The organism is Brachybacterium zhongshanense (assembly GCF_055385755.1).
In genome coordinates, this window is the sequence record NZ_AP043790.1 from 1,481,756 (window position 1) to 1,502,165 (window position 20,410).

Genomic DNA, 20,410 nt, shown 5'->3' on the forward strand with positions numbered 1-20,410 from the left:
GCTCACAGACCGACCTCCGCCATCAGGGTTCCCAGCTCCTTGGAGGTCAGCTCCCGGGTCTGGCCAGGGGCGAGATCACCCAGCAGCACCGGACCGATGCGGGTGCGCATCAGACGCGTGAGCTCGAAGCCCTGCGAGGCGAACATCCGGCGGACGATCCGGTTGCGGCCCTCATGCAGCGTCACCTCGACCACGGCCTCGCGACCGTCCTGAGCCAGCACCCGTGCACGGTCGGCCCGCGCGGGACCGTCATCGAGCTCGACGCCCTCCCGCAGCGTCCTGACCAGCCCTCTGGGGGGACCTCCGGGCGCGTCGAAGCGGCATACGTAGGTCTTGTCGACCTCGAAGCTCGGATGGGTGAGACGGTGGGCGAGCTCGCCGTCGTTCGTCAGCAGCAGCAGCCCTTCCGTCTCGAAGTCCAGGCGTCCCACGTGGTACAGCCGCTGCGGGTAGCGCGCGGCGAACTCCGTGAGGTCGCGCCTCCCCTCGGGATCGGACATGGCGCTGACGACGTGCCGCGGCTTGTTCAGGACGATCGTCAGCTTCTGCTCGTCCAGCTGCAGCCGACGTCCGTCGACGTGCACGACCTGCACCGCGGGATCGATCCGCACGCCCTGCTCGACGACGACCTCGCCGTCGACGCTCACCCGCCCCTGCGCGATGATCGCCTCGCACGCTCGACGAGAGCCGAAGCCAGCCCTGGCCAGGACCTTCTGAAGGCGCTCGCCCTCCTCACGATGGACATCGGCCTCGCCGTCCTGGTCAGCACCCGCCGTCGGCCGCGCGGTCGCTCCGTCCCTCGTGCGCAGACGCACCTCCTTCGGCGGGGTGAAGGCGCTGCGTCGACGTCGGCGGCCGCCCTGCCCGCGCCCGCCCGCCATCAGGCGGCGCCGCCGCGATGGATCAGCTCGCGGGCGAGCTGGCGGTAGGCATCAGCACCCTTTGTGCTGGAGGCGAAGGAGATGATCGGCTCGGCGGCCACAGAGGCGTCGGGGAACTTCACCGTGCGGTTGATCGTCGTGTGGAAGACCTTGTCGGGGAAGGCCTCCACGACGCGCTGGCAGACCTCGCGGGCGTGCAGCGTGCGCGGGTCGAACATCGTGATCAGGATGCCGTCCATCTCGAGCTTGGGATTGATGCGGTCCTGGACCTTCTCGATCGTCTCCACCAGGAGCGCGACGCCGCGCAGCGCGAAGTACTCCGCCTCCAGGGGGATGATCACCCCGTGGCTCGCAGCCAGCGCGTTCACCGTCAGCAGGCCCAGAGAGGGCTGGCAGTCGATGATGATGACGTCGTAGTCGTCGGCCACGGGCTTGAGCACCCGTGCGAGGGCCATCTCGCGGGCGACCTCGTTGACGAGGGTCACCTCCGCAGCGGAGAGGTCGATGTTCGCCGGCAGCACGTCCAGTCCCTCGGTCGACGTCTCCTGGATGACGTCCCGGACATCGTGATGGCGCTCCATCAGCAGGTTGTAGACCGTCACATCGAGGTCGTACGGGTTCACGCCGGTCCCGGCGCTCAGCGCGCCCTGCGGGTCGAGATCCACCAGCAGAACACGGCGCCCCAGCTCGGCGAGGGCGGCGCCGAGGTTGATCACGCTGGTCGTCTTCCCGACCCCGCCCTTCTGGTTCACCATCGAGATGATCCGGGCCGGCCCGTGGCCGTCCAGCGGTGCGGGCTCCGGCAGCTCGGGCATCGGACGCCCGGTGGGTCCCAGGTCGATGTCCAGCTGCTGGTTGGCGGTCGAGCTCACGTCGGTGTCCTGTCGTCGGCGTCGTGGTCGGAGGGTTCGAGGGCGATGTCCGTCGCGCCCTCGGGCAGCGCGATCCGACCCGGAGCGGGTCGTGCGCGGATGCCGTCGGCGGCGGAGGGACGGGGCGCCGGGCCCTCCGTGGAGAGTCCGGCCGCTCGCCGTGCAAGTCTAAGCCCCCGAGACGGCGCGGGGGTGTGCCCCCGCGTGGATCTCCCGCAGCGAGTCCACGGTGACCTGGGTATACAGCTGGGTGGTGGTGACCGAGGCATGCCCGAGGAGCTCCTGGACGCTGCGCACGTCCGCCCCTCCCTGCAGGAGGTGGGTGGCATAGGAATGCCGGAGCGTATGCGGGCTGATGGGCTCGGGGAGGTCGTCGAGCCCGGCCGCGGAGGCCGCGCCCCGGACCACCGCCCACGCCGCCTGGCGGGTCAGACGGGTGCCCCGCACTCCGAGGAGGAGAGCGGCACCGCCGTCGCCGCGGGCCGCGAGCGCAGGCCGGGCACGCGTGAGATAGGCGTCCAGGGCCTCGAGGGCGAAGCGCCCGACGGGGACCGCGCGGTGCTTGTCCCCCTTGCCCCGCAGCACGGCGGATCTCTGCTCCCGGTCGATGTCATCGACGTCGAGGCCGACGACCTCGGAGATCCGGGCCCCCAGCCCGTACAGCAGCTCCACGAGCGCGCGGTCCCTCAGCGCGCGCTCTGTGGCGAGAGCACCTGTGCCCGGGAGGCTCGCGGCCTCCAGCAGGGCCACCACCTGATCGACGTCCAGAGGGTGGGGCAGACGGCGAGGGAGCGCGGGTGACGGAACGGAGCGAGCAGGATCTCCTGCGGGCGAGGCCTGCTCGGCGTCGAGGAACGCATGGAGCCCGCGCACTGCGGCGAGCGACCGGGCCGCCGACGACGCCGCGAGCGGACGCCCTCCGTCACCGCCCGTCCGCAGCGCCAGCAACCAGTCCGAGAGGTCCTGCGGGACGACGTCGGCGAGCTGCGCATCCGTCGCCGCGAGATGCGAGAGATAGCGGGTGAGATCGCGGCGATAGGCAGCGATGGTGTTGGCGGACAGGCCGCGCTCGACGCGCAGATGCGCGAGGTACTGGTCGAGCAGACGGCCGTCGCCGGTTCTCACAGCTGCACGAAGGGATCGATCGCGAGGGCGACGAACAGGATCGTGAGGTAGGTGATCGACCCGTGGAACACGGTCATCGGACCGAGCTTCCGACCGGTCAGCCCCCTGCGGGTGCGGATCGCGTAGCGCACGACGAGGAACCCGAACCAGGCTCCCGAGGCCACCGCGCCGATGCCGTACACCCACCCGGTGTGGCCCAGCGGGATGATCGCGAGGCTGCAGGCGATCATGAGCGCGGTGTGCATCAGCATCTGGCCTGCAACCTTGCTGCGGCTCGCGACGACGGGGAGCATGGGAACTCCCGCCTCGGCATAGTCCTTCGTGAACTTCTCGGCCAAGGGCCAGTAGTGCGGCGGCGTCCAGAAGAAGATCACCAGGAACAGCAGCACGGCAGTCCACGAGACGGTCCCCGTCACGGAGGACCATCCGATGAGCACGGGCATGCAGCCGGCGACCCCGCCCCAGACGATGTTCTGGCTGGTGCGCCGCTTGAGGATCATCGTGTAGAAGACGACGTACAGCAGGATCGCGCCGACAGCGAGCGCGGCGGATGCCCAGTTGACGAGGAGGCCGAGCCAGAGGGCCGAGACGATCGACAGGACGATGCCGAAGATCAGGGCGGCGCGGGGCGAGACCTCGCCTGTCACGATCGGACGGTTCCGGGTCCGCTTCATCTTCGCGTCGATGTCGCGGTCGAGGTACATGTTGAGCGTGTTCGCGCCGCCAGCGGCGAGGTATCCGCCGACCATGGTCGCGACGATCCGCCACCAGGACGGGAACCCGCCCGCGGCGAGGAACATGGTGGGGATGGTGGTGATGAGCAGCAGCTCGATGATGCGCGGCTTGGTCAGCGCCACGTAGGCGCGCAGCACGCTCCGGACGCTGCGCGGAGCGGATCCGTCCTCTCCATGGTCGGTCCTGCGGGTCGACGCTCCCTGGGTGGCGGTCACCGCCCACCATCCTTCCTCGTGATCGCGGCTCGGCACCGCGTGCAACCGCTCCATACTAGGCCGTGACCCTGCCCGCAGGGACCTGGGACCCGGGTGAGTCGGAGCACCCGGAGTCTGACCGCTCACGCCCCTCGCCCGTCGCTCCGTCCCTCACCGCGGTCTGTCCCATCACATCCCTGATCCCCCAGGACGTTCGCCCGCGGACTCCCCCGTCGACCGGCGACGCTGCGTTCCTCCTGCTCCTGCAGGCATGAGCCGGGCGGACGAGCGCCCTGGTCGGAGACGACGACGCCCCGACCGCCTGTTCGCTGTCGGCGAAGACACGGGACGGCAACGGAGTGGACGCGATGCGGTCGCTGAAGCCCAGGAGATTAAGGTAGGACGCGTTGCTCCGATCCCGCGGTCAGCCGCCCGGCCCGCCGGGAGCCCCGGGATGCACGGAGCCCAGAGTCCGTCGGCCGCCGTGCCGTCATCCGGAGAGAGGAATCATCCCCCGTGACCGATTCGTTCAAGGCCCCTGAAGGCTGGACCGAGCTCGACAAGCGCGCCGTGGACACCGTGCGCGTCCTCGCCGCCGATGCGGTGGAGAAGGTCGGCAACGGCCACCCTGGCACCGCGGTCAGCCTCGCTCCCGCCGCGTACCTGCTCTACCAGGACGTGATGCGCCACGATCCGAAGGATCCGTCGTGGCTGGGCCGCGACCGCTTCGTGCTGTCCGCCGGCCATTCGAGCCTGACGCAGTACATCCAGCTCTTCCTCGGCGGCTTCGGCCTCGAGAAGAAGGACATCGAGGAGCTGCGCACCTGGGGCTCGAAGACCCCGGGCCACCCCGAGAACTTCCACACCGAGGGCGTCGAGATCACCACCGGCCCGCTCGGCCAGGGCATCTCCTCGGCCGTCGGCTTCGCCATGGCGCAGCGTCGCGAGCGCGGCCTGCTCGACCCGGAGGCCGCCGAGGGCACCAGCCCGTTCGACCACTTCACCTACGTGATCGTCTCCGACGGTGACCTCGAGGAGGGCGTCAGCTCGGAGGCCAGCTCGATCGCGGGCACCCAGCAGCTCGGCAACCTCATCGTCATCTGGGACGACAACGAGATCTCCATCGAGGGCGACACCTCGATCGCCTTCACCGAGGACACCGCCGCCCGCTACGAGGCCTACGGCTGGGACGTCCGGACGGTGGACTGGACCAACGGCGGGACCGAGTACGTCGAGGACGTCGCAGCGCTCAAGGACGCGATCCTCGAGGGCCAGAAGGTCACGGACAAGCCGACCTTCATCCGCCTGCGCACCGTCATCGGCTGGCCGATCCCCGGGCTGGCCGGCAGCCATTCCGTCCACGGCGCCAAGCTCGGCCCGGAGGGCGTCGCCGGTCTGAAGAAGGCCGTCGGCTTCGACCCCGAGCAGACCTTCCAGGTCGACGACGACGTCCTCGCGCACACTCGCGCGCTGGCCGACCGGGCCGCTGCGGCGAAGGCCGAGTGGGACAAGGGCTACCAGGCCTGGCGCTCCGCCAATGCCGACAAGGCCGCCCTGCTCGACCGTCTGGCCGCCCGCGAGCTGCCCGAGGGCTTCGCCGAGGCGTTCCCGACCTTCGAGGCCTCCGAGAAGGGCGTCGCCACCCGCGCCGCCTCGGGACAGGTCCTCAACGCCCTCGCCGGTGTCATGCCCGAGCTGTGGGGCGGCTCCGCCGACCTCGCCGGGTCCAACAACACCACCATGAAGGGCGAGCCGTCCTTCATCCCGTCCGAACACTCCTCCGCCGAGTTCGCGGGCGACCGGTACGGCCGCACCCTGCACTTCGGCATCCGCGAGCACGGCATGGGTGCGATCCTCTCCGGCATCTCCCTGCACGGGCTGACTCGTCCTTACGGCGGCACGTTCTTCCAGTTCGCCGACTACATGCGCGGAGCGGTGCGCCTCGCCTCGCTGATGAAGACCCCGGCCACCTACGTGTGGACCCACGACTCCATCGGCCTCGGCGAGGACGGCCCGACCCACCAGCCGGTCGAGCACCTCGCCGCCTACCGCGCGATCCCGAACCTCTCGATCGTGCGCCCCGCGGACGCCAACGAGACGGCCCAGGCCTGGAAGGCGCTGCTCGAGCGCGACAACGGACCCGTCGGTCTGATCCTCTCGCGCCAGGCGCTGCCGACCTTCGATCGCACCGAGTACGCGGGCGCCGAGGGCCTCGCCCGCGGCGGCTACGTCATGAAGGACGCCTCCACCGGAGATCCGCAGGTCATCCTCATCGCCACCGGCTCCGAGGTGCAGTACGCCGCCGAGGCGCAGAAGCAGCTCGAGGCCGATGGCATCCCCGCCCGGCTGGTCTCCATGCCCTCCGTCGAGTGGTTCGACGAGCAGGACGACGAGTACAAGGAGTCCGTGCTGCCCTCCTCCGTCACCGCCCGCGTGACCGTCGAGGCCGGCATCGCGATGCCCTGGTACCGCTTCCTGGGAACCCACGGCCGCGCCGTGTCCCTCGAGCACTACGGCGCCTCCGCCGACGCGAAGACCCTGTTCCGCGAGTTCGGCTTCACCCCCGAGGCCGTCGTGGCCGCGGCCAAGGAGTCCCTCGCCGCAGCAGGCGCCTGATCCGCCACGGGGCGGGGCCATCCCGGCCCCGCCCCTCCTGCTCTCCCCCATCGATCGCCAAGGATGCGCACCGCATCCGGAAGGAACGAACCAAGCATGTCGTCCGCGACCCGCAACCCCCGCACGCAGGCCCTCTCCGAGGCCGGCGTCTCCATCTGGCTCGACGACCTCTCCCGCGCCCGCCTGACCTCCGGCAACCTCGCCGAGCTCATCGCCTCCCGCGACGTCGTCGGCGTGACCACCAACCCCTCGATCTTCCAGGCCGCGATCTCCGGCTCCACCGAGTACTCCGATGACATCGCGCGGCTCGCCGGCGAGGGCAAGGACGTCGACGGCGTCATCGAGGTCCTCACCACCGACGACGTCCGCAGCGCCTCGGATCTGTTCGCCGACATCCACCGCGACACCAAGGGCTTCGACGGCCGCGTGAGCATCGAGGTCGACCCGCGTCTCGCCCATGAGACCGAGAAGACGATCGAGCAGGCCGAGCACCTCTTCGAGGTCGTCGGTCGCGAGAACGTCATGATCAAGATCCCTGCGACTCTCGAGGGCCTGCCCGCGATCACCGAGGTCATCTCCAAGGGGATCAGCGTCAATGTGACCCTGATCTTCTCGGTCGAGCGCTACCTCGCCGTCATCGACGCCTACCTCGCAGGCCTCGAGAAGGCCGCCGAGGCCGGCCTCGACCTCTCGTCGATCCACTCGGTGGCCTCCTTCTTCGTCTCCCGCGTGGACGCTGAGATCGACAAGCGCCTCGAGGCGCTCGGCGGCGAGGCGGAGACCCTGCGCGGCTCCGCGGGCGTCGCGAACGCCCGCTCCGCCTTCGGCGCATACCTCACCGCCTTCTCCTCCGAGCGCTTCGCCGCGCTCGAGGCGAAGGGCGCCAACGTGCAGCGCCCGCTCTGGGCCTCCACCGGCGTCAAGAACCCCGAGTACTCCGACACCCTCTATGTCGACAACCTCGTGACCTCTCCGAGCGTGAACACCATGCCCGAGAAGACTCTCGAGGCCGTGGCCGACCACTCCGAGCTCGCTCCCGCCGTCGACGCCGCGGCCGCCGAGGCCGCCGACGGCGTCCTCGCCCGCGTGGCTGAGGCCGGCGTCGACCTCGCCGATGTGTTCGAGAAGCTCGAGCGCGAAGGCGTCCAGAAGTTCGAGCAGGCCTGGGAGGAGCTGCTCAGCACGGTGTCCGCCTCCATCGAGACGGCCCGCGCCTGATCTCCCCCGCGGGCACGGTCCGTCCTCGCGGCGGACCGTGCCCGCCCTGTCCGTGTCCAGGAAGGGACCACAGTGACTGAAAACAGCGCCCCCACGGCCGGGGCCGCCGAGGAGAGCGCAGGCAATCCCCTGCGCGACTCCCGCGATCGCCGTCTGCCGCTCATCGCCGGTCCGAGCTCCATGGTGATGTTCGGCGTCACCGGCGACCTCGCGCGCAAGAAGCTCCTGCCCGCGATCTACGACCTCACCCATCGAGGCCTGCTCCCGCCGAGCTTCGGCCTGGTCGGATACGGTCGCCGCGACTGGTCTGACGACGACTTCGCCGAGTACGTGCGCAAGAGCGTCTCCGAGCACTCCCGCACCGGATTCGACGAGAGCGTCTTCGAGCAGCTGCGCGGCGGCCTGCGCTTCGTGACCGGCACCTTCGACGACACGGCCGCCTTCGAGCGGCTGACCGAGGTCGTCGGCGAGCTGGATCGCACGCGCGGCACCGGCGGCAACCACGCCTTCTACCTCTCGATCCCGCCGGACGCCTTCCCCAAGGTGTGCGCCCAGCTCGCGAACTCCGGTCTGAACACCCCGCGGGACGGCTCCTGGCGCCGCGTCGTCATCGAGAAGCCCTTCGGCCATGACCTCGAGTCCGCCCGTGCGCTCAACGATGTGGTCGAGAAGGTGTTCCGTCCGGAGGACGTCTTCCGCATCGACCACTACCTGGGCAAGGAGACCGTCCAGAACATCATGGCGCTCCGCTTCGCCAACCAGATGTTCGAGCCGGTCTGGAACTCCGGCTACGTCGACCATGTGCAGATCACGATGGCCGAGGACATCGGCATCGGTTCGCGTGCCGGCTACTACGACGGCATCGGCACCGCTCGCGACGTCATCCAGAACCATCTCCTCCAGCTGCTCGCACTGACCGCGATGGAGGAGCCCGTCTCCTTCCGCGCCGCGGACCTGCGCGCCGAGAAGGAGAAGGTGCTGGCCGCCATCGAGCTGCCTGAGGACCTGGGGGCGCACACCGCGCGCGGCCAGTACGTCGGCGGCTGGCAGGGCGGCGAGCAGGTGCGGCCGTACCTCGAGGAGGACGGCATCCCTGCCGACTCCGTCACCGAGACCTTCGCGGCCTTCCGGGTGGACATCGCCACCCGTCGCTGGGCGGGCGTGCCCTTCTACCTGCGAGCCGGCAAGCGCCTGGGTCGTCGGGTCACGGAGATCGCCGTGGTCTTCAAGCGGGCTCCGTTCCTGCCCTTCCGCTCCACGGACACCGCGGACCTGGGACAGAACGCCATCGTCATCCGTGTTCAGCCGGACGAGGGCGTGACCATGCGCTTCGGCTCCAAGGTCCCCGGCACCCAGATGGAGGTGCGCGATGTGACCATGGACTTCGCCTACGGCATGAACTTCACCGAGGAGTCCCCCGAAGCCTACGAACGTCTGATCCTGGACATGCTGCTGGGCGATCCGCCGCTGTTCCCGCGCCAGAAGGAGGTCGAGCTCTCCTGGAAGGTGCTCGACCCGATCACCCAGTACTGGGCCGAGCACATGCCGCCCGCCCCCTACCGCCCTGGCTCCTGGGGGCCGGACACCGCTCACGAGATGCTCGCCCGCGACGGGCGTACCTGGAGGCGACCGTGATCACCACCCTGACCGACACCACTGCATCGGCGATCGACAAGAAGATGATCGAGATGCGGGAGACTTTCGGTGCGACCACCATCGGACGAGTCCTCACGCTCATCATCGTCGCCACCGGCGAGGACATCGACGAGCCTCTCGAGGCGGCGGTCCGCGCCAGCCACGAGCATCCCGCACGGGTGATCGTGGTGGACGCCGACCCGCAGGCGGAGACCCCCGGTCTGGATGCCGAGATCCGGGTGGGCCGCGACGCCGGCGCCGGCGAGATCGTCATCCTGCGTGCACGAGGCGAGATCATGTCCTCGCTGGACACGCTGATCATGCCGATGCTGCTGCCGGACGCCCCGATCGTCACCTGGTGGCCCGAGGACGCCCCGTCCTCGCCCGTCCATGACGTGCTGGGCTCCATGTCCCAGCGCCGCATCACGGACGCGGCCTCCGCCGACGACTCCCTCGCCGTGCTCAAGCGCCTGCGCCGCGGGTACGTCAGCGGCGACTCGGATCTCGCCTGGTCGCGCCTGACCAACTGGCGCGGCCTGATCGCCAGCACCTACGAGGTCACCCCGGTGTCCCGTCCCGATGCCGTCCAGGTCACCGGATCGGCCACCGACCCCTCGGTCGTGCTCATGAAGGCCTGGCTGGAGAACGCGCTGGACGTCGAGGTCGAGCTCCTCGACCCGCCCGTGGACCACACCGACGCCCCTGGCGTGCTCGGTGTCCGACTCCACCGACCCGATGGCGTCATCTCGCTCCTGCGCAACAGCGAGGACACGGTGCTGCTGACGCTGCCCGGGGACGAGCACGGCCAGCACGTGACCATGCCGCGCCGATCCCTGTACGAGCTGCTCGCCGAGGAGCTGCGCCGTCTGGATCCCGATGAGGTCTACGGCGAGGTCCTCGCCCACGCCTTCAGCGGGATCGACGACGCCGCGACCTTCGCGACCGGGAAGCCGGTGCCTGTCGACCAGGTGGTCGCCGACGCCGACGAGGTCGCGCGAACCGCCGCCCGAGAGGCCGCATCAGCTCTCGCGGTCGCGGTCTCCGAGCGCTCCATCGCACACATGGTGGTCACCGGCGGCACCGTCGGCACGAAGGCCGCCGCCGCGCTGCCCGTCGCTCTCGAGGCCGCCGGCGTCGACCTGTCGGCTGTGCACCTGTGGTGGGGCGACGAGCGCTTCGTCGGCCCCGACGACGCCGACCGGAACGAGGTCGCTGTCCGCAGCAGCCTGCTCGAGCCTCTCGCCGCGGCGGGTCTGCCGGCTCGCAACGTCCACGTCATGCCGTCGACCGCCGACGGCATGTCGCTCACCGAGGCCGCCGCATGGTACGGGCAGCAGCTCGACAGCGCGGGCGGCGACCAGCCGTTCCGCACCAGGGGCCAGGCGTTCTTCGACGTGCTGTGGCTGGGCGTCGGCCCCGATGCCCATGTCGCCTCGCTGTTCCCCCAGCACCCGGATCAGCGGCAGACCGGGGCGAGCGCCGTCGCTGTGGAGGACTCCCCCAAGCCTCCGCCGCAGCGCGTCTCGCTGACCTGGCCCGTGCTGAACTCCGCACGCCATGTCGGTCTGCTGGTCGCCGGCGCGGACAAGGCCGACGCGGTTGCGCTCGCCCACGGCGAGCTCGACCCGTGGAAGGCCCCTGCCTCCGCCGTGCGCGGGCTGGAGTCGACCACCTGGTACCTCGACGAGGCGGCGGCTTCGCGCCTCGGCGTGGCGGCCACCGCGTGACGGATCGGCGGAGGACTGCCGGCAGAGTCTGACCGACAGCGTTCATCGCACAGTGCGGCGCCGGGTCGAGGAGACCTTCTCCTCGACCCGGCGCCGTCGTCTTCGGCGCCGTCGTCGTGGCCGTGGCCGTGGCCGTGGCCGTGGCCGTGGCCGTGGCCGTGGCCGTGGCCGTGGCTGTGGCCGTGGCCGTGGCCGTGGCTGTGGCCGTGGCTGTGGCCGTGGCCGTGGCCGTGGCCGTGGCCGTGGCCGTGGCCGTGGCCGTGGAGCAGTGTCCGTCTGCCGCCGCTCGAACGCCGTTCATACGGCGGTAGACGGACACTGCCCGCTGGCGGAGTCGACGGACACTCCTCTCGTGCAGCTCGGAGCAGCGCGCAGACCCGCAGACCCCGCAGCCGCCCCGCCGCACCGCCACACCGCCGCACAGACATGCAGACATACAGACGCACACAGAGCCCCACGCGGACGAGTGCACGAGTCTCGGCGGGTGCTGCCGGATGGTGCTCGACAGTGCCCCGGTAGGCGGGCTCGGCCGACGAGGGCTGCGATGACGAACGCTGACCAGCGGTGACGAGCGCTGACGAACGAGGACGCACCGCCACTGCGGCAGCGGAACGGGCGGAGGGCCGGTCACCGTGATGGTGACCGGCCCTCCGCTCACGGGACTGACCGTGCCGGCATGCGGCACGGGTCCCGAGATGTCAGATGAAGCGCTCGATGATCCCCAGGCCGACGCAGCACGCGGCCCACAGCACTGCGATGGTCACCGTCAGGCGGTTCAGGTTCCGCTCGGCGACACCCGAGGCGCTGGCTGATGAGGAGACTCCGCCGCCGAACATGTCCGACAGGCCGCCGCCGCGTCCCTTGTGCAGCAGGACCAGCAGCACCAGCAGCAGGCTGGTGGCAGCCAGCAGCACCTGCAGGATGATCTTCAGGAGATTCAGATCCACGAAAAGGGTCACCTTCCACGGCGTCGGACGGACCGGTCCAGCATACGCGACGGGCCGGGCCCTCGCGGGTCCGGCCCGTCACAGCGGAGCGATCGCCGAGGAGCGCGGGTGATCGCGATCCTCGGCGGGCGCTGAGGCTCAGGCCTGCTGGTAGCCGACGATCTTCGCGAACTCGTCAGCCTTCAGCGAAGCACCGCCGACGAGGGCGCCGTCGACGTCGGGCCGCTCCATCAGCTCAGCGACGTTGGAGGACTTCACGGAGCCCCCGTACAGCACGCGCAGCGCGTCTGCTGCCGCGTCACCGTGCTTGCCGCGGACCCACTCGCGGATGGCCGCGCAGACCTCCTGCGCGTCATCCGGGGTGGCGACCTCGCCGGTACCGATGGCCCAGACGGGCTCATAGGCGATGACCGTCTGCGCGACCTGCTCGGCGCTGAGCCCCTCGAGGCCGCCCTCGACCTGAGCGAGGGAGTACTCGACCTGCTTGCCGGCCTTGCGCTCCTCGAGCGGCTCACCGACGCACAGGATCGGCACCAGGCCCGCAGCGAAGGCCGCCTTGACCTTGGCGTTGGTGATCTCCTCGGTCTCGCCGTGGTACTGGCGGCGCTCGGAGTGCCCGACAGCGGCATAGGTCGCGCCGAGGGCCTTGAGCATCGAGCCCGAGGTCTCACCGGTGTAGGCGCCCGACTCGTGCGCCGAGATGTCCTGGCCGCCGTAGGCGATCGGGAGCTTGCCCGCATCGACCGCGGTCTGCACGGTGCGGATGTCCACGAACGGAGGCAGCACGGCGGCCTCGACCGCATCGGTGTCGATGTCCTTGAGCAGGTCGCCCAGCTCCTCGACGAGGGCGAGGCCCTGCTTCCAGTCGAGGTTCATCTTCCAGTTGCCCGCCATGAGCGGGGTGCGGGTGGTCACTTGGAGCCCTCCTCGAGGATCGCGATGCCCGGCAGCTCTTTGCCCTCGATCAGCTCGAGGCTCGCACCGCCGCCGGTGGAGATGTGCGAGAACGCGCCCTCGTCGAAGCCGAGGAGGCGCACGGCCGCGGCGGAGTCGCCGCCGCCGACCACGGTGTAGCCCGGCGCGTCGGCCAGAGCCTGGGCGACGGCCTTGGTTCCGGTGGCGAAGGCCTCGAACTCGAACACGCCCATGGGGCCGTTCCAGAACACGGTCGCCGCATCGGCGATCTTCGAGGCGAACAGTTCGGCGGTCGCCGGACCGATGTCGAGGCCCTCCTGGTCGGCCGGGATCGAGTCCGCCGCAACCACCGTGGAGGGCGCGTCGGGACCGAACTCGGGGGCGACCGTCGAGTCGACCGGGAGCACGAGCTCGACGCCCTGCTTCTCGGCGCGTTCGATGTACTCCCGCACGACGTCGATCTTCTCCTCGTCCAGCAGGGAGTTGCCGACCTCGTAGCCCTTGGCCTTCTGGAAGGTGTATGCCATCCCGCCGCCGATGAGGATGCGGTCGGCCTTGCCCAGCAGGTTGTCGATCACGGCGAGCTTGTCCGCCACCTTCGCACCGCCCAGGACGACGACGAAGGGACGGGCAGGATCATCGGTGACCTTGCGCAGGGACTCGACCTCGCCGAGCACCAGCTGACCCGCCGCGGACGGCAGCAGGGTCGCGAGCTCGTAGACCGACGCCTGCTTGCGGTGGACGACGCCGAAGCCGTCGGAGACGAAGGCGTCGCCGAGAGCGGCCAGGGCCTGCGCGAAGACGAGGCGCTCGGCCTCGGCCTTGGCGGTCTCCCCCGGGTTGAAGCGCAGGTTCTCGAGCAGGGCCACGCGGCCGTCCTCGAGCGCTGCGACGACCTCGCGGGCGGAATCGCCGACGGTGTCGGTCGCGAAGGCGATCTCCTGGCCCAGCAGCTCGCCGAGGCGGGCGACGACGGGCTTGAGCGAGTACTTGTCCTCAGGAGCGCCCTTCGGGCGACCGAGGTGGGAGATCACGACGACCTTCGCACCGGCCTCGACCAGACGGGTCAGGGTCGGGAGGGCTGCACGGATGCGGCCGTCGTCGGTGATGGTGGTGCCGTCCAGCGGCACGTTGAGGTCTGCTCGGACGATGACGCGCTTCCCGCGCAGCTCGCCGAGGGACTCGATGGTCTTCAGCACGGTGGTTCCTTCAGGTCAGGGCCCGGCGCGGCGCGATGCGTCCGCACTCGGAGACCGGGGACGAGCGGAGCCCGCCGGCCGCCTGCCCCTCGGGGCGGTGGCCGGCGGGCTCCGGGATGGTCCGAGTCGTCAGGACGACGACGAGCGGATCAGAGGGACTTGCCGACGAGCTGCGAGAGCTCGACGAGGCGGTTGGAGAAGCCCCACTCGTTGTCGTACCAGGCGAAGATCTTCACCAGGTTGCCGTTGACCTTCGTCAGCTGCGAGTCGAAGATCGAGGAGTGCGGGTCGCCCTCGATGTCCTTGGAGACGATCGGGTCCTCGGTGTAGCGCAGGACGCCCTTGAGCGGACCCTCCGCGGCCTTCTTCACCGCGGCGTTGATCTCCTCGACGGTGACCTCGCGGGAGGCCTCGAAGGTGAGGTCGGTGATGGAGCCCGTGGGCACCGGCACGCGCAGCGAGTAGCCGTCCAGCTTGCCCTTCAGCTCGGGCAGCACCAGCGCCACGGCCTTCGCCGCACCGGTGGTGGTGGGAACGATGTTCAGGGCGGCGGCGCGGGCACGACGCGGGTCGCGGTGCGGGCCGTCCTGGAGCACCTGGTCCGAGGTGTAGGCGTGGATGGTGGTCATCAGGCCCTTGACGATGCCGAACTCGTCGTTCAGCACCTTGGCCACCGGCGCGAGGCTGTTGGTGGTGCAGGAGGCGTTGGAGACGATGTGATGGTTCGCCGGGTCGTAGTCGCCCTCGTTGACGCCGATCACGAAGGTGGCGTCCTCGTTCTTCGCCGGAGCGGAGATGATGACCTTCTTGGCGCCGGCCTCGATGTGGGCCTTGGCCTTCTCGGCGTCGGTGAAGATGCCGGTGGACTCGATGACGACGTCAGCGCCGATCTCGCCCCAGGGGATGTTCTTCGGGTCGCGCTCGGCGTACGCCTTGATGACCTTGTCGCCGACCGTGATGGTGTTCTCGTCGTGCGAGACCTCGAGGGGGAGCACCCCGCCGATGGAGTCGTACTTGATGAGGTTCGCGAGAGTGGCGTTGTCGGTCAGGTCGTTGACGCCGACGATCTCGATGTCAGCGTTCTGAGCCAGAGCGGCGCGCAGGAAGTTGCGCCCGATTCGACCGAATCCGTTGATGCCGACCTTAATGGTCACGGTTCCTCCTAGTTTCACAGACCGTCTGCGAAGGGTGGACAGGGGGTGGCGCGCACGCCCTCGTACGCTCGGACGGTGCCGGCGTTGACCGACGACCGCGATGATCCTATCAATGGTGTGAGGCGTGCGACGCGGGTATTCAGTCCTTGAGCAGTGCTCGACCGTCAGCGCTCGTTGCCGCGCGGGCTGCGAGGGCCTCAGCCCGCCTCCGCGCACAGGCCGTGGAGGTGCCGGTGCGGAGCTCACTCGCCCCCGTCATCGGCCTCCTCGGTCCCGGGGATGCCGAGCTCCTCCGCGCGCTTGTCGGCCATCGCCAGCAGACGGCGGATCCGACCGGCGACGGCGTCCTTGGTCATGGGCGGGTCCGCGAGTCGTCCGAGCTCCTCGAGGCTCGCCTGACGGTGCGCGAGACGCAGGTCGCCGGCCGCCCGAAGATGCTCCGGCACGTCATCCCCGAGGATCTCCAGCGCCCTCTGGACCCGCTGCCCCGCGGCGACCGCGGCTCGCGCGGAGCGCCGGAGGTTCGCGTCGTCGAAGTTGGCCAGACGATGTGCGGTCGCCCGCACCTCACGGCGCGTGCGCCGCTCCTCCCAGGCCAGCACGGTCTGATGTGCGCCCATGCGCGTCAGGAGCGCCGAGATCGCGTCTCCGTCGCGCAGGACCACGCGGTCGGCGCCGCGCGCCTCCCGGGCCTTCGAGGCGACGCCCAGCCGCCGAGCCGCTCCGACCATCGCCAGCGCGACCTCGGGGCCCGGACAGGACAGCTCCAGCGCCGACGAGCGCCCGGGCTCGGTGAGGGTTCCGCGTGCCAGGAAGGCACCCCGCCATGCGGCCTCAGCATCGACCGCGGCGCCGCCGACGACCGCCGGCGGCATGCCTCTCACGGGACGACCCCTCGCGTCGAGCAGACCCGTCTGGCGGGCGAGCATGCCGCCCTCTCGCTCGACGCGGACGATGTAGCGGGTGCTGCGGCGGATCCCCGACGGAGCGAGCACGGCGATATCCGCCCGATGCCCGTACATCTCGGCGATGGTGGCGTGGAGCCTCCTCGCGACGGCGGCGGAGTCCAGCTCCGCCTCCACCACGACATGGCCGGCGACCAGATGCAGTCCGCCGGCGAACCGGAGCATGGCCGCGGCCTCCGCCTTGCGCGCCGAGGGCCGTGTCACCTCCAGATGGCTCAGCTCCTCCTTGGCGTCAGCGGTCAGCGCCATTGGGGTCCTCCTCAGAGTTCGGTGCGGCGTGCGGCGCCGCGGCAGCGCCCGCTGGGGCCGGATCGGCATCGCCGTAGACATCGCTGTAGACGTCGTCGAACACGTCGCGGTAGGCAGCGGCGAGCCGCACGGGATCGTGGGTCGGGGTTCCGTCGCCGACGCTGACCTGACGCAGCAGGGTGCGGATGCCCTTGGCCTCCGCCGCCTCGGACAGGGCGAGCGCGTCGTCGAGCGCCGTGGGGTCGGCCACCAGCGCGTCGAAGCGTGTGCCCGGAGCATGCTCGAGCAGCACCTCGAGCAGGTCGAGGCTGCTCATCCCCTCGGCCTCCTGATGACCGACGGAGAGGTTGGTCGTGATGCAGCGCCGAGCGGGACTGGTGCGGATCGCCTCGGCGATCTCCGGGACCATCAGATGAGGAAGGACCGATGTGTACCAGGAGCCGGGGCCGACGATGATCCAGTCGGCGCGTCCGATCGCGTCGAGGACGTCCTGCGCCACCTGCGGGCGCGGCGGGTCGAGCCGCACCTGCTCGATCCGGCCGTCGGCTGTCGCCACCTGCCACTGACCGCGCACGGTGCGGAGGGAGCCGTCGCGGCTGAGGACGTCCGCCTCGATGTCCAGCGGCTCGAGCGCCATAGGCAGCACGCGACCGCGGGCGCCCAGCAGCTCGCCCATCTGGTCGAGGCCCTCGATCGGGTCCTCGAGGATCTGCCAGAGCGAGACGATCAGGAGGTTTCCGAGGGCGTGCCCGGCGAGCTCGCCGGTGGTGTCGAACCGGTGCTGGATGACGTCGCCCCAGACCGATCCCCATTCGGAGTCCTCGCACAGCGCTGCGAGCGCCATGCGCAGGTCGCCCGGCGGGAGCACGGGCATCTCGGTGCGGATGCGTCCCGAGGAGCCCCCGTTGTCGGCGACGGTGACGACTGCGGTGATGTCGTCCGCCAGCAGGCGGAGCGCGCGCAGCGTCGAGGCGAGCCCATGACCGCCGCCGAGCGCCACCACCCGGAGACGGCCCAGCCCGGGGCGACGACGGGAGCGTTGCGAGCGGGCGGACAGGCCGTCGAAGACCGGACGCCGGCCGCCGGATCGTGGTGCGATGCTCATTCGCGCCCCAGGTCGCGGTGACGGATCCGCACGGCGTGGCCGGCGCGGCGCAGCTCCTCGCCGATGCGCTCCACGATGGCCACGGAACGATGCTTGCCGCCGGTGCAGCCGATCGCGAGCGTCGTGAAGTGCTTGTTCTCGGCGCTGTAGCCGCGCAGGACGGGGCGGATCATCTCGAGATAGCGGTCCACGAACTCGGTGGCGTTCGCGTCGCCGAGCACGAAGTCGGCGACCTCGGGATCCGTCCCCCGCTTCGGCTTGAGCTCGGGGATCCAGTAGGGGTTGGGGATGAAGCGCACATCGGAGACGTGGTCGGCCTCGAGCGGGATCCCGTACTTGAAGCCGAAGGACAGCACGGTCACGGTCAGGCGCTGCTCGGCGCTCGTGCCGAACACCGTGCGCATCTTCATCGTGAGCTGGTGCACGTTCAGCGGGGAGGTGTCGATGACGAGATCCGCCATCCGGCGATAGGGCGCGAGCATCTCCCGCTCCCTGCGCATCCCTTCGAGGACGCCCTCGTCGCCCTGCAGCGGATGCGGGCGGCGCACGGAGTCGAAGCGTCTGACCAGCGTGGACTCGTCAGCGGTGAGGAACACCAGCCGCAGCCGGAGGTCCATCGTGCGCATCTGGGCTACGACGTCGGACAGGGACGCGAAGAATGGTCCGGAGCGCGGGTCGACGACGACGGCGAACCGGTTGTCGCGCCCCTGGGCCGTGGCCTGGAGCTCATAGAGCGTGGGGATCAGCTGCGGAGCGATGTTGTAGACGACGTACCAGCCCATGTCCTCGAGCGCATGGGCGGCGGTCTCGCGCCCGGCGCCTGCCAGGCCCGTGATGATGACGACGTCGCCGGTCGTCTCCGAGCGGGTGCCCGTCGGCTCCTGAGCTGTCACGGTCGCTCTCCTTCCGGCGCGGGTTCGGGATCGGCGGCCGCCTCCTCGGACTCGAGGATCTCCCCCGTCGCCATGTCCACGACGACGTCGAGGGCCTCGGCATCGGTCGGCGCGCCATCCCCGGATCGTAGCGCGACCTGGATCTGCGTCGCGAGCGCGGGGCCGATCCCTGTCACCTCCTGCAGCTGGTCGAGGTCCGCCTCGCGCACGGCGGAGACCGTGACGAAGCGGTCCAGGAGCGCGCGCCGTCGTGCGGGTCCGAGACCGGGGATCCCGTCCAGGGCGCTCGCGTGCATCGCGCGACCGCGCTTGGAGCGGTGGTAGGTGATCGCGAAGCGATGGGCCTCGTCCCGCAGGCGCTGGACGAGGAAGAGCGCCTCGCTCGTGCGCGGAAGGATCACCGGGTACTCCTCCCCCGGCAGCCAGATCTCCTCGAGGCGCTTGGCGATCCCCGCGAGCGCGATGTCGCTCACACCGAGCTCGTCGAAGGCGCGCTGGGCGGCGGCGACCTGCGGGGGGCCGCCGTCGACGAGGATCAGCGACGGCGGGTAGGCGAAGCGCCTGGCCTCCTCCTCGGTCTTCTCCGGCGGATCCAGGTGATGCTTCAGACGCCGGGTGATCACGTCGTGCATCGAGGCCGTGTCATCCCGCGCGGCGGCACCGGAGATGGAGTAGCGGCGGTACTCGCTCTTCTTCGGAAGTCCGTCCTCGAAGACCACCTGGGAGGCGACGACGTTGGTGCCCTGGGAGTGAGAGATGTCGAAGCACTCGATGCGCAGCGGCGGCTCGGCGAGATCGAGGGCCTCGCCGAGATCCTCGAGGGCCTTGGTGCGGGCCGTGAGATCACCGGTGCGCTTGAGCCGGTGCAGCCGCAGCGCGTCCTCGGCGTTGGCGGTGACGGTGGCCAGAAGATCCTTCTTCTCCCCCCGCTGGGGGACGCGCAGGGAGACGGGGTGCCCGATGAGCTCCCGGACCTGCTCGACGTTGCTCGGCAGCACCGGCACGAGCACCTCGCGAGGAGCCGCACCCTCGGTGTACAGCGTGGTCAGGGCGCGCTCTATGAGGTCGGCGGGGCTCGACTCGTCGAGGATCTCTGCGGTCCATCCTCGCTGGCCGCGGATCCGCCCGCCGCGCACGTGGAAGACCTGGACGGAGGCCTCGAGCTCGTCCTGCGCGAGCGCGATCAGGTCGGCGTCGGTCGCGTCGGAGAGCACGACGGAGTTCTTCTCCATCACCTTCTCGAGGCTCCGCAGATCGTCGCGCAGGCTCGCTGCGGCCTCGTAGTCCATGGCTGCGGCCGCAGCCTTCATGCGCCGCTCGATGTCGCGCGTGTAGGTGGCGGTGTTCCCGGCCATGAAGTCGGCGAACTGCTCGGCCAGGCGACGATGGTCCTCGATGGAGATGTCGCCGACGCACGGTGCGGCGCACTTGCCGATGAATCCGAGCAGGCAGGGCCTCCCGGACCGCTCGGCGCGCCGGAGGACCCCCGCCGTGCAGCTGCGCACGGGGAAGACGCGCAGCATCAGATCGAGGGTCTCCCGGATGGCGCCGACCTGGGGATAGGGCCCGAAGACCCGATCGCCCTTGGCGCGGGGCCGGCGGGTGATGTGGACCCTCGGGATTCTCTCCCCCATCGTCAGCACGAGGTACGGATAGGACTTGTCGTCGCGGAGCTTGACGTTGAACCGCGGGTCGTACTCCTTGATCCAGGTGTACTCGAGGGTGAGGGCCTCGACCTCGGTGCCGACGACGGTCCACTCGACGCGCACAGCGGTGGTGACCATCCGTCGGGTGCGCTCGTGCAGGGCGGTGATGTCCTGGAAGTAGCTGGACAGCCTCTGACGGAGGTTCTTCGCCTTGCCCACGTAGATGACGCGGTCATGCTCGTCGCGGAATCGGTACACCCCCGGGGATGTGGGGATGGTGCCGGGTGCCGGACGGTACGTCGCCGGATCGGCCATGCTGCTCGCGCCTCCTGTC

Annotated in this window: 16 protein-coding genes; 4 read left to right on the plus strand and 12 right to left on the minus strand. The window is 70.3% G+C overall.

The features are described from left to right. Positions 1 to 2 precede the first annotated feature (2 nt). From ACZ5AJ_RS06750 to ACZ5AJ_RS06765, 4 genes are all read right to left on the minus strand, one after another. Complete coding sequence (locus ACZ5AJ_RS06750; RefSeq protein WP_464138236.1) at positions 3 to 881, minus strand: pseudouridine synthase; 879 nt, start codon at positions 879 to 881, stop codon at positions 3 to 5. Further along, complete coding sequence (locus tag ACZ5AJ_RS06755) at positions 881 to 1,753, minus strand: ParA family protein (RefSeq protein ID WP_464138238.1); 873 nt, start codon at positions 1,751 to 1,753, stop codon at positions 881 to 883. The genes ACZ5AJ_RS06750 and ACZ5AJ_RS06755 overlap by 1 nt, the downstream gene beginning before the upstream one ends. Before the next feature lie 168 nt (positions 1,754 to 1,921). Beyond that, positions 1,922 to 2,878, minus strand: coding sequence for a site-specific tyrosine recombinase XerD (locus ACZ5AJ_RS06760; RefSeq protein ID WP_464138239.1), 957 nt, complete (start codon positions 2,876 to 2,878; stop codon positions 1,922 to 1,924). Beyond that, the gene (locus tag ACZ5AJ_RS06765) at positions 2,875 to 3,828 is read right to left on the minus strand and encodes a heme o synthase (RefSeq protein ID WP_464138241.1); all 954 of its coding nucleotides are present in this window, start codon (positions 3,826 to 3,828) and stop codon (positions 2,875 to 2,877) included. Before ACZ5AJ_RS06765 ends, ACZ5AJ_RS06760 begins: the two co-directional genes overlap by 4 nt. Positions 3,829 to 4,323: 495 nt before the next feature. On the opposite strand from ACZ5AJ_RS06765, the gene tkt reads away from it, so the two are divergent. The 4 genes from tkt (at position 4,324) to pgl (ending at position 11,003) form a co-directional block, all read left to right on the plus strand. Next, positions 4,324 to 6,423, plus strand: coding sequence for a transketolase (gene tkt, locus ACZ5AJ_RS06770; RefSeq protein WP_464138242.1), 2,100 nt, complete (start codon positions 4,324 to 4,326; stop codon positions 6,421 to 6,423). 96 nt (positions 6,424 to 6,519) lie between these two features. Continuing rightward, on the plus strand, positions 6,520 to 7,641 hold the full coding sequence (gene tal, locus ACZ5AJ_RS06775) for a transaldolase (RefSeq protein ID WP_464138243.1): 1,122 nt from the start codon (positions 6,520 to 6,522) through the stop codon (positions 7,639 to 7,641). 72 nt (positions 7,642 to 7,713) lie between these two features. Then, a complete protein-coding gene (gene zwf, locus ACZ5AJ_RS06780; protein WP_464138245.1) occupies positions 7,714 to 9,276 on the plus strand; it encodes a glucose-6-phosphate dehydrogenase in 1,563 nt (520 codons plus the stop codon). After that, positions 9,273 to 11,003, plus strand: coding sequence for a 6-phosphogluconolactonase (gene pgl, locus ACZ5AJ_RS06785; RefSeq protein WP_464138246.1), 1,731 nt, complete (start codon positions 9,273 to 9,275; stop codon positions 11,001 to 11,003). The genes zwf and pgl overlap by 4 nt, the downstream gene beginning before the upstream one ends. Positions 11,004 to 11,701: 698 nt before the next feature. Here the strand turns inward: pgl and secG are convergent. The 8 genes from secG to uvrC form a co-directional block, all read right to left on the minus strand. Beyond that, complete coding sequence (gene secG, locus ACZ5AJ_RS06790) at positions 11,702 to 11,950, minus strand: preprotein translocase subunit SecG (protein ID WP_464138247.1); 249 nt, start codon at positions 11,948 to 11,950, stop codon at positions 11,702 to 11,704. A gap of 138 nt (positions 11,951 to 12,088) precedes the next feature. After that, positions 12,089 to 12,865: a triose-phosphate isomerase gene (tpiA, locus tag ACZ5AJ_RS06795; RefSeq protein ID WP_464138250.1), complete on the minus strand. Its 777-nt coding sequence runs from the start codon at positions 12,863 to 12,865 to the stop codon at positions 12,089 to 12,091. Further along, complete coding sequence (locus ACZ5AJ_RS06800) at positions 12,862 to 14,064, minus strand: phosphoglycerate kinase (protein ID WP_464138253.1); 1,203 nt, start codon at positions 14,062 to 14,064, stop codon at positions 12,862 to 12,864. The genes tpiA and ACZ5AJ_RS06800 overlap by 4 nt, the downstream gene beginning before the upstream one ends. A gap of 149 nt (positions 14,065 to 14,213) precedes the next feature. Next, complete coding sequence (gap, locus tag ACZ5AJ_RS06805; RefSeq protein ID WP_464138255.1) at positions 14,214 to 15,218, minus strand: type I glyceraldehyde-3-phosphate dehydrogenase; 1,005 nt, start codon at positions 15,216 to 15,218, stop codon at positions 14,214 to 14,216. 242 nt (positions 15,219 to 15,460) lie between these two features. Then, positions 15,461 to 16,432, minus strand: coding sequence for a DNA-binding protein WhiA (whiA, locus tag ACZ5AJ_RS06810; RefSeq protein WP_464138256.1), 972 nt, complete (start codon positions 16,430 to 16,432; stop codon positions 15,461 to 15,463). After that, complete coding sequence (locus ACZ5AJ_RS06815; protein WP_464138257.1) at positions 16,416 to 17,537, minus strand: gluconeogenesis factor YvcK family protein; 1,122 nt, start codon at positions 17,535 to 17,537, stop codon at positions 16,416 to 16,418. The genes whiA and ACZ5AJ_RS06815 overlap by 17 nt, the downstream gene beginning before the upstream one ends. Beyond that, the gene (rapZ, locus tag ACZ5AJ_RS06820; RefSeq protein ID WP_464138259.1) at positions 17,534 to 18,430 is read right to left on the minus strand and encodes an RNase adapter RapZ; all 897 of its coding nucleotides are present in this window, start codon (positions 18,428 to 18,430) and stop codon (positions 17,534 to 17,536) included. Before rapZ ends, ACZ5AJ_RS06815 begins: the two co-directional genes overlap by 4 nt. Further along, positions 18,427 to 20,391, minus strand: coding sequence for an excinuclease ABC subunit UvrC (gene uvrC, locus ACZ5AJ_RS06825; RefSeq protein ID WP_464138260.1), 1,965 nt, complete (start codon positions 20,389 to 20,391; stop codon positions 18,427 to 18,429). Before uvrC ends, rapZ begins: the two co-directional genes overlap by 4 nt. Between the last annotated feature and the right edge of the window lie 19 nt (positions 20,392 to 20,410).

Excerpts from the sequence above, each read along its gene's own strand:
- whiA (WP_464138256.1), bottom strand. The coding sequence starts at position 16,432 with ATGGCGCTGACCGCTGACGCCAAGGAGGAGCTGAGCCATCTGGAGGTG.
- ACZ5AJ_RS06815 (WP_464138257.1), bottom strand. The coding sequence starts at position 17,537 with ATGAGCATCGCACCACGATCCGGCGGCCGGCGTCCGGTCTTCGACGGC.
- uvrC (WP_464138260.1), bottom strand. The coding sequence starts at position 20,391 with ATGGCCGATCCGGCGACGTACCGTCCGGCACCCGGCACCATCCCCACA.
- tal (WP_464138243.1), top strand. The coding sequence starts at position 6,520 with ATGTCGTCCGCGACCCGCAACCCCCGCACGCAGGCCCTCTCCGAGGCC.
- ACZ5AJ_RS06750 (WP_464138236.1), bottom strand. The coding sequence starts at position 881 with ATGGCGGGCGGGCGCGGGCAGGGCGGCCGCCGACGTCGACGCAGCGCC.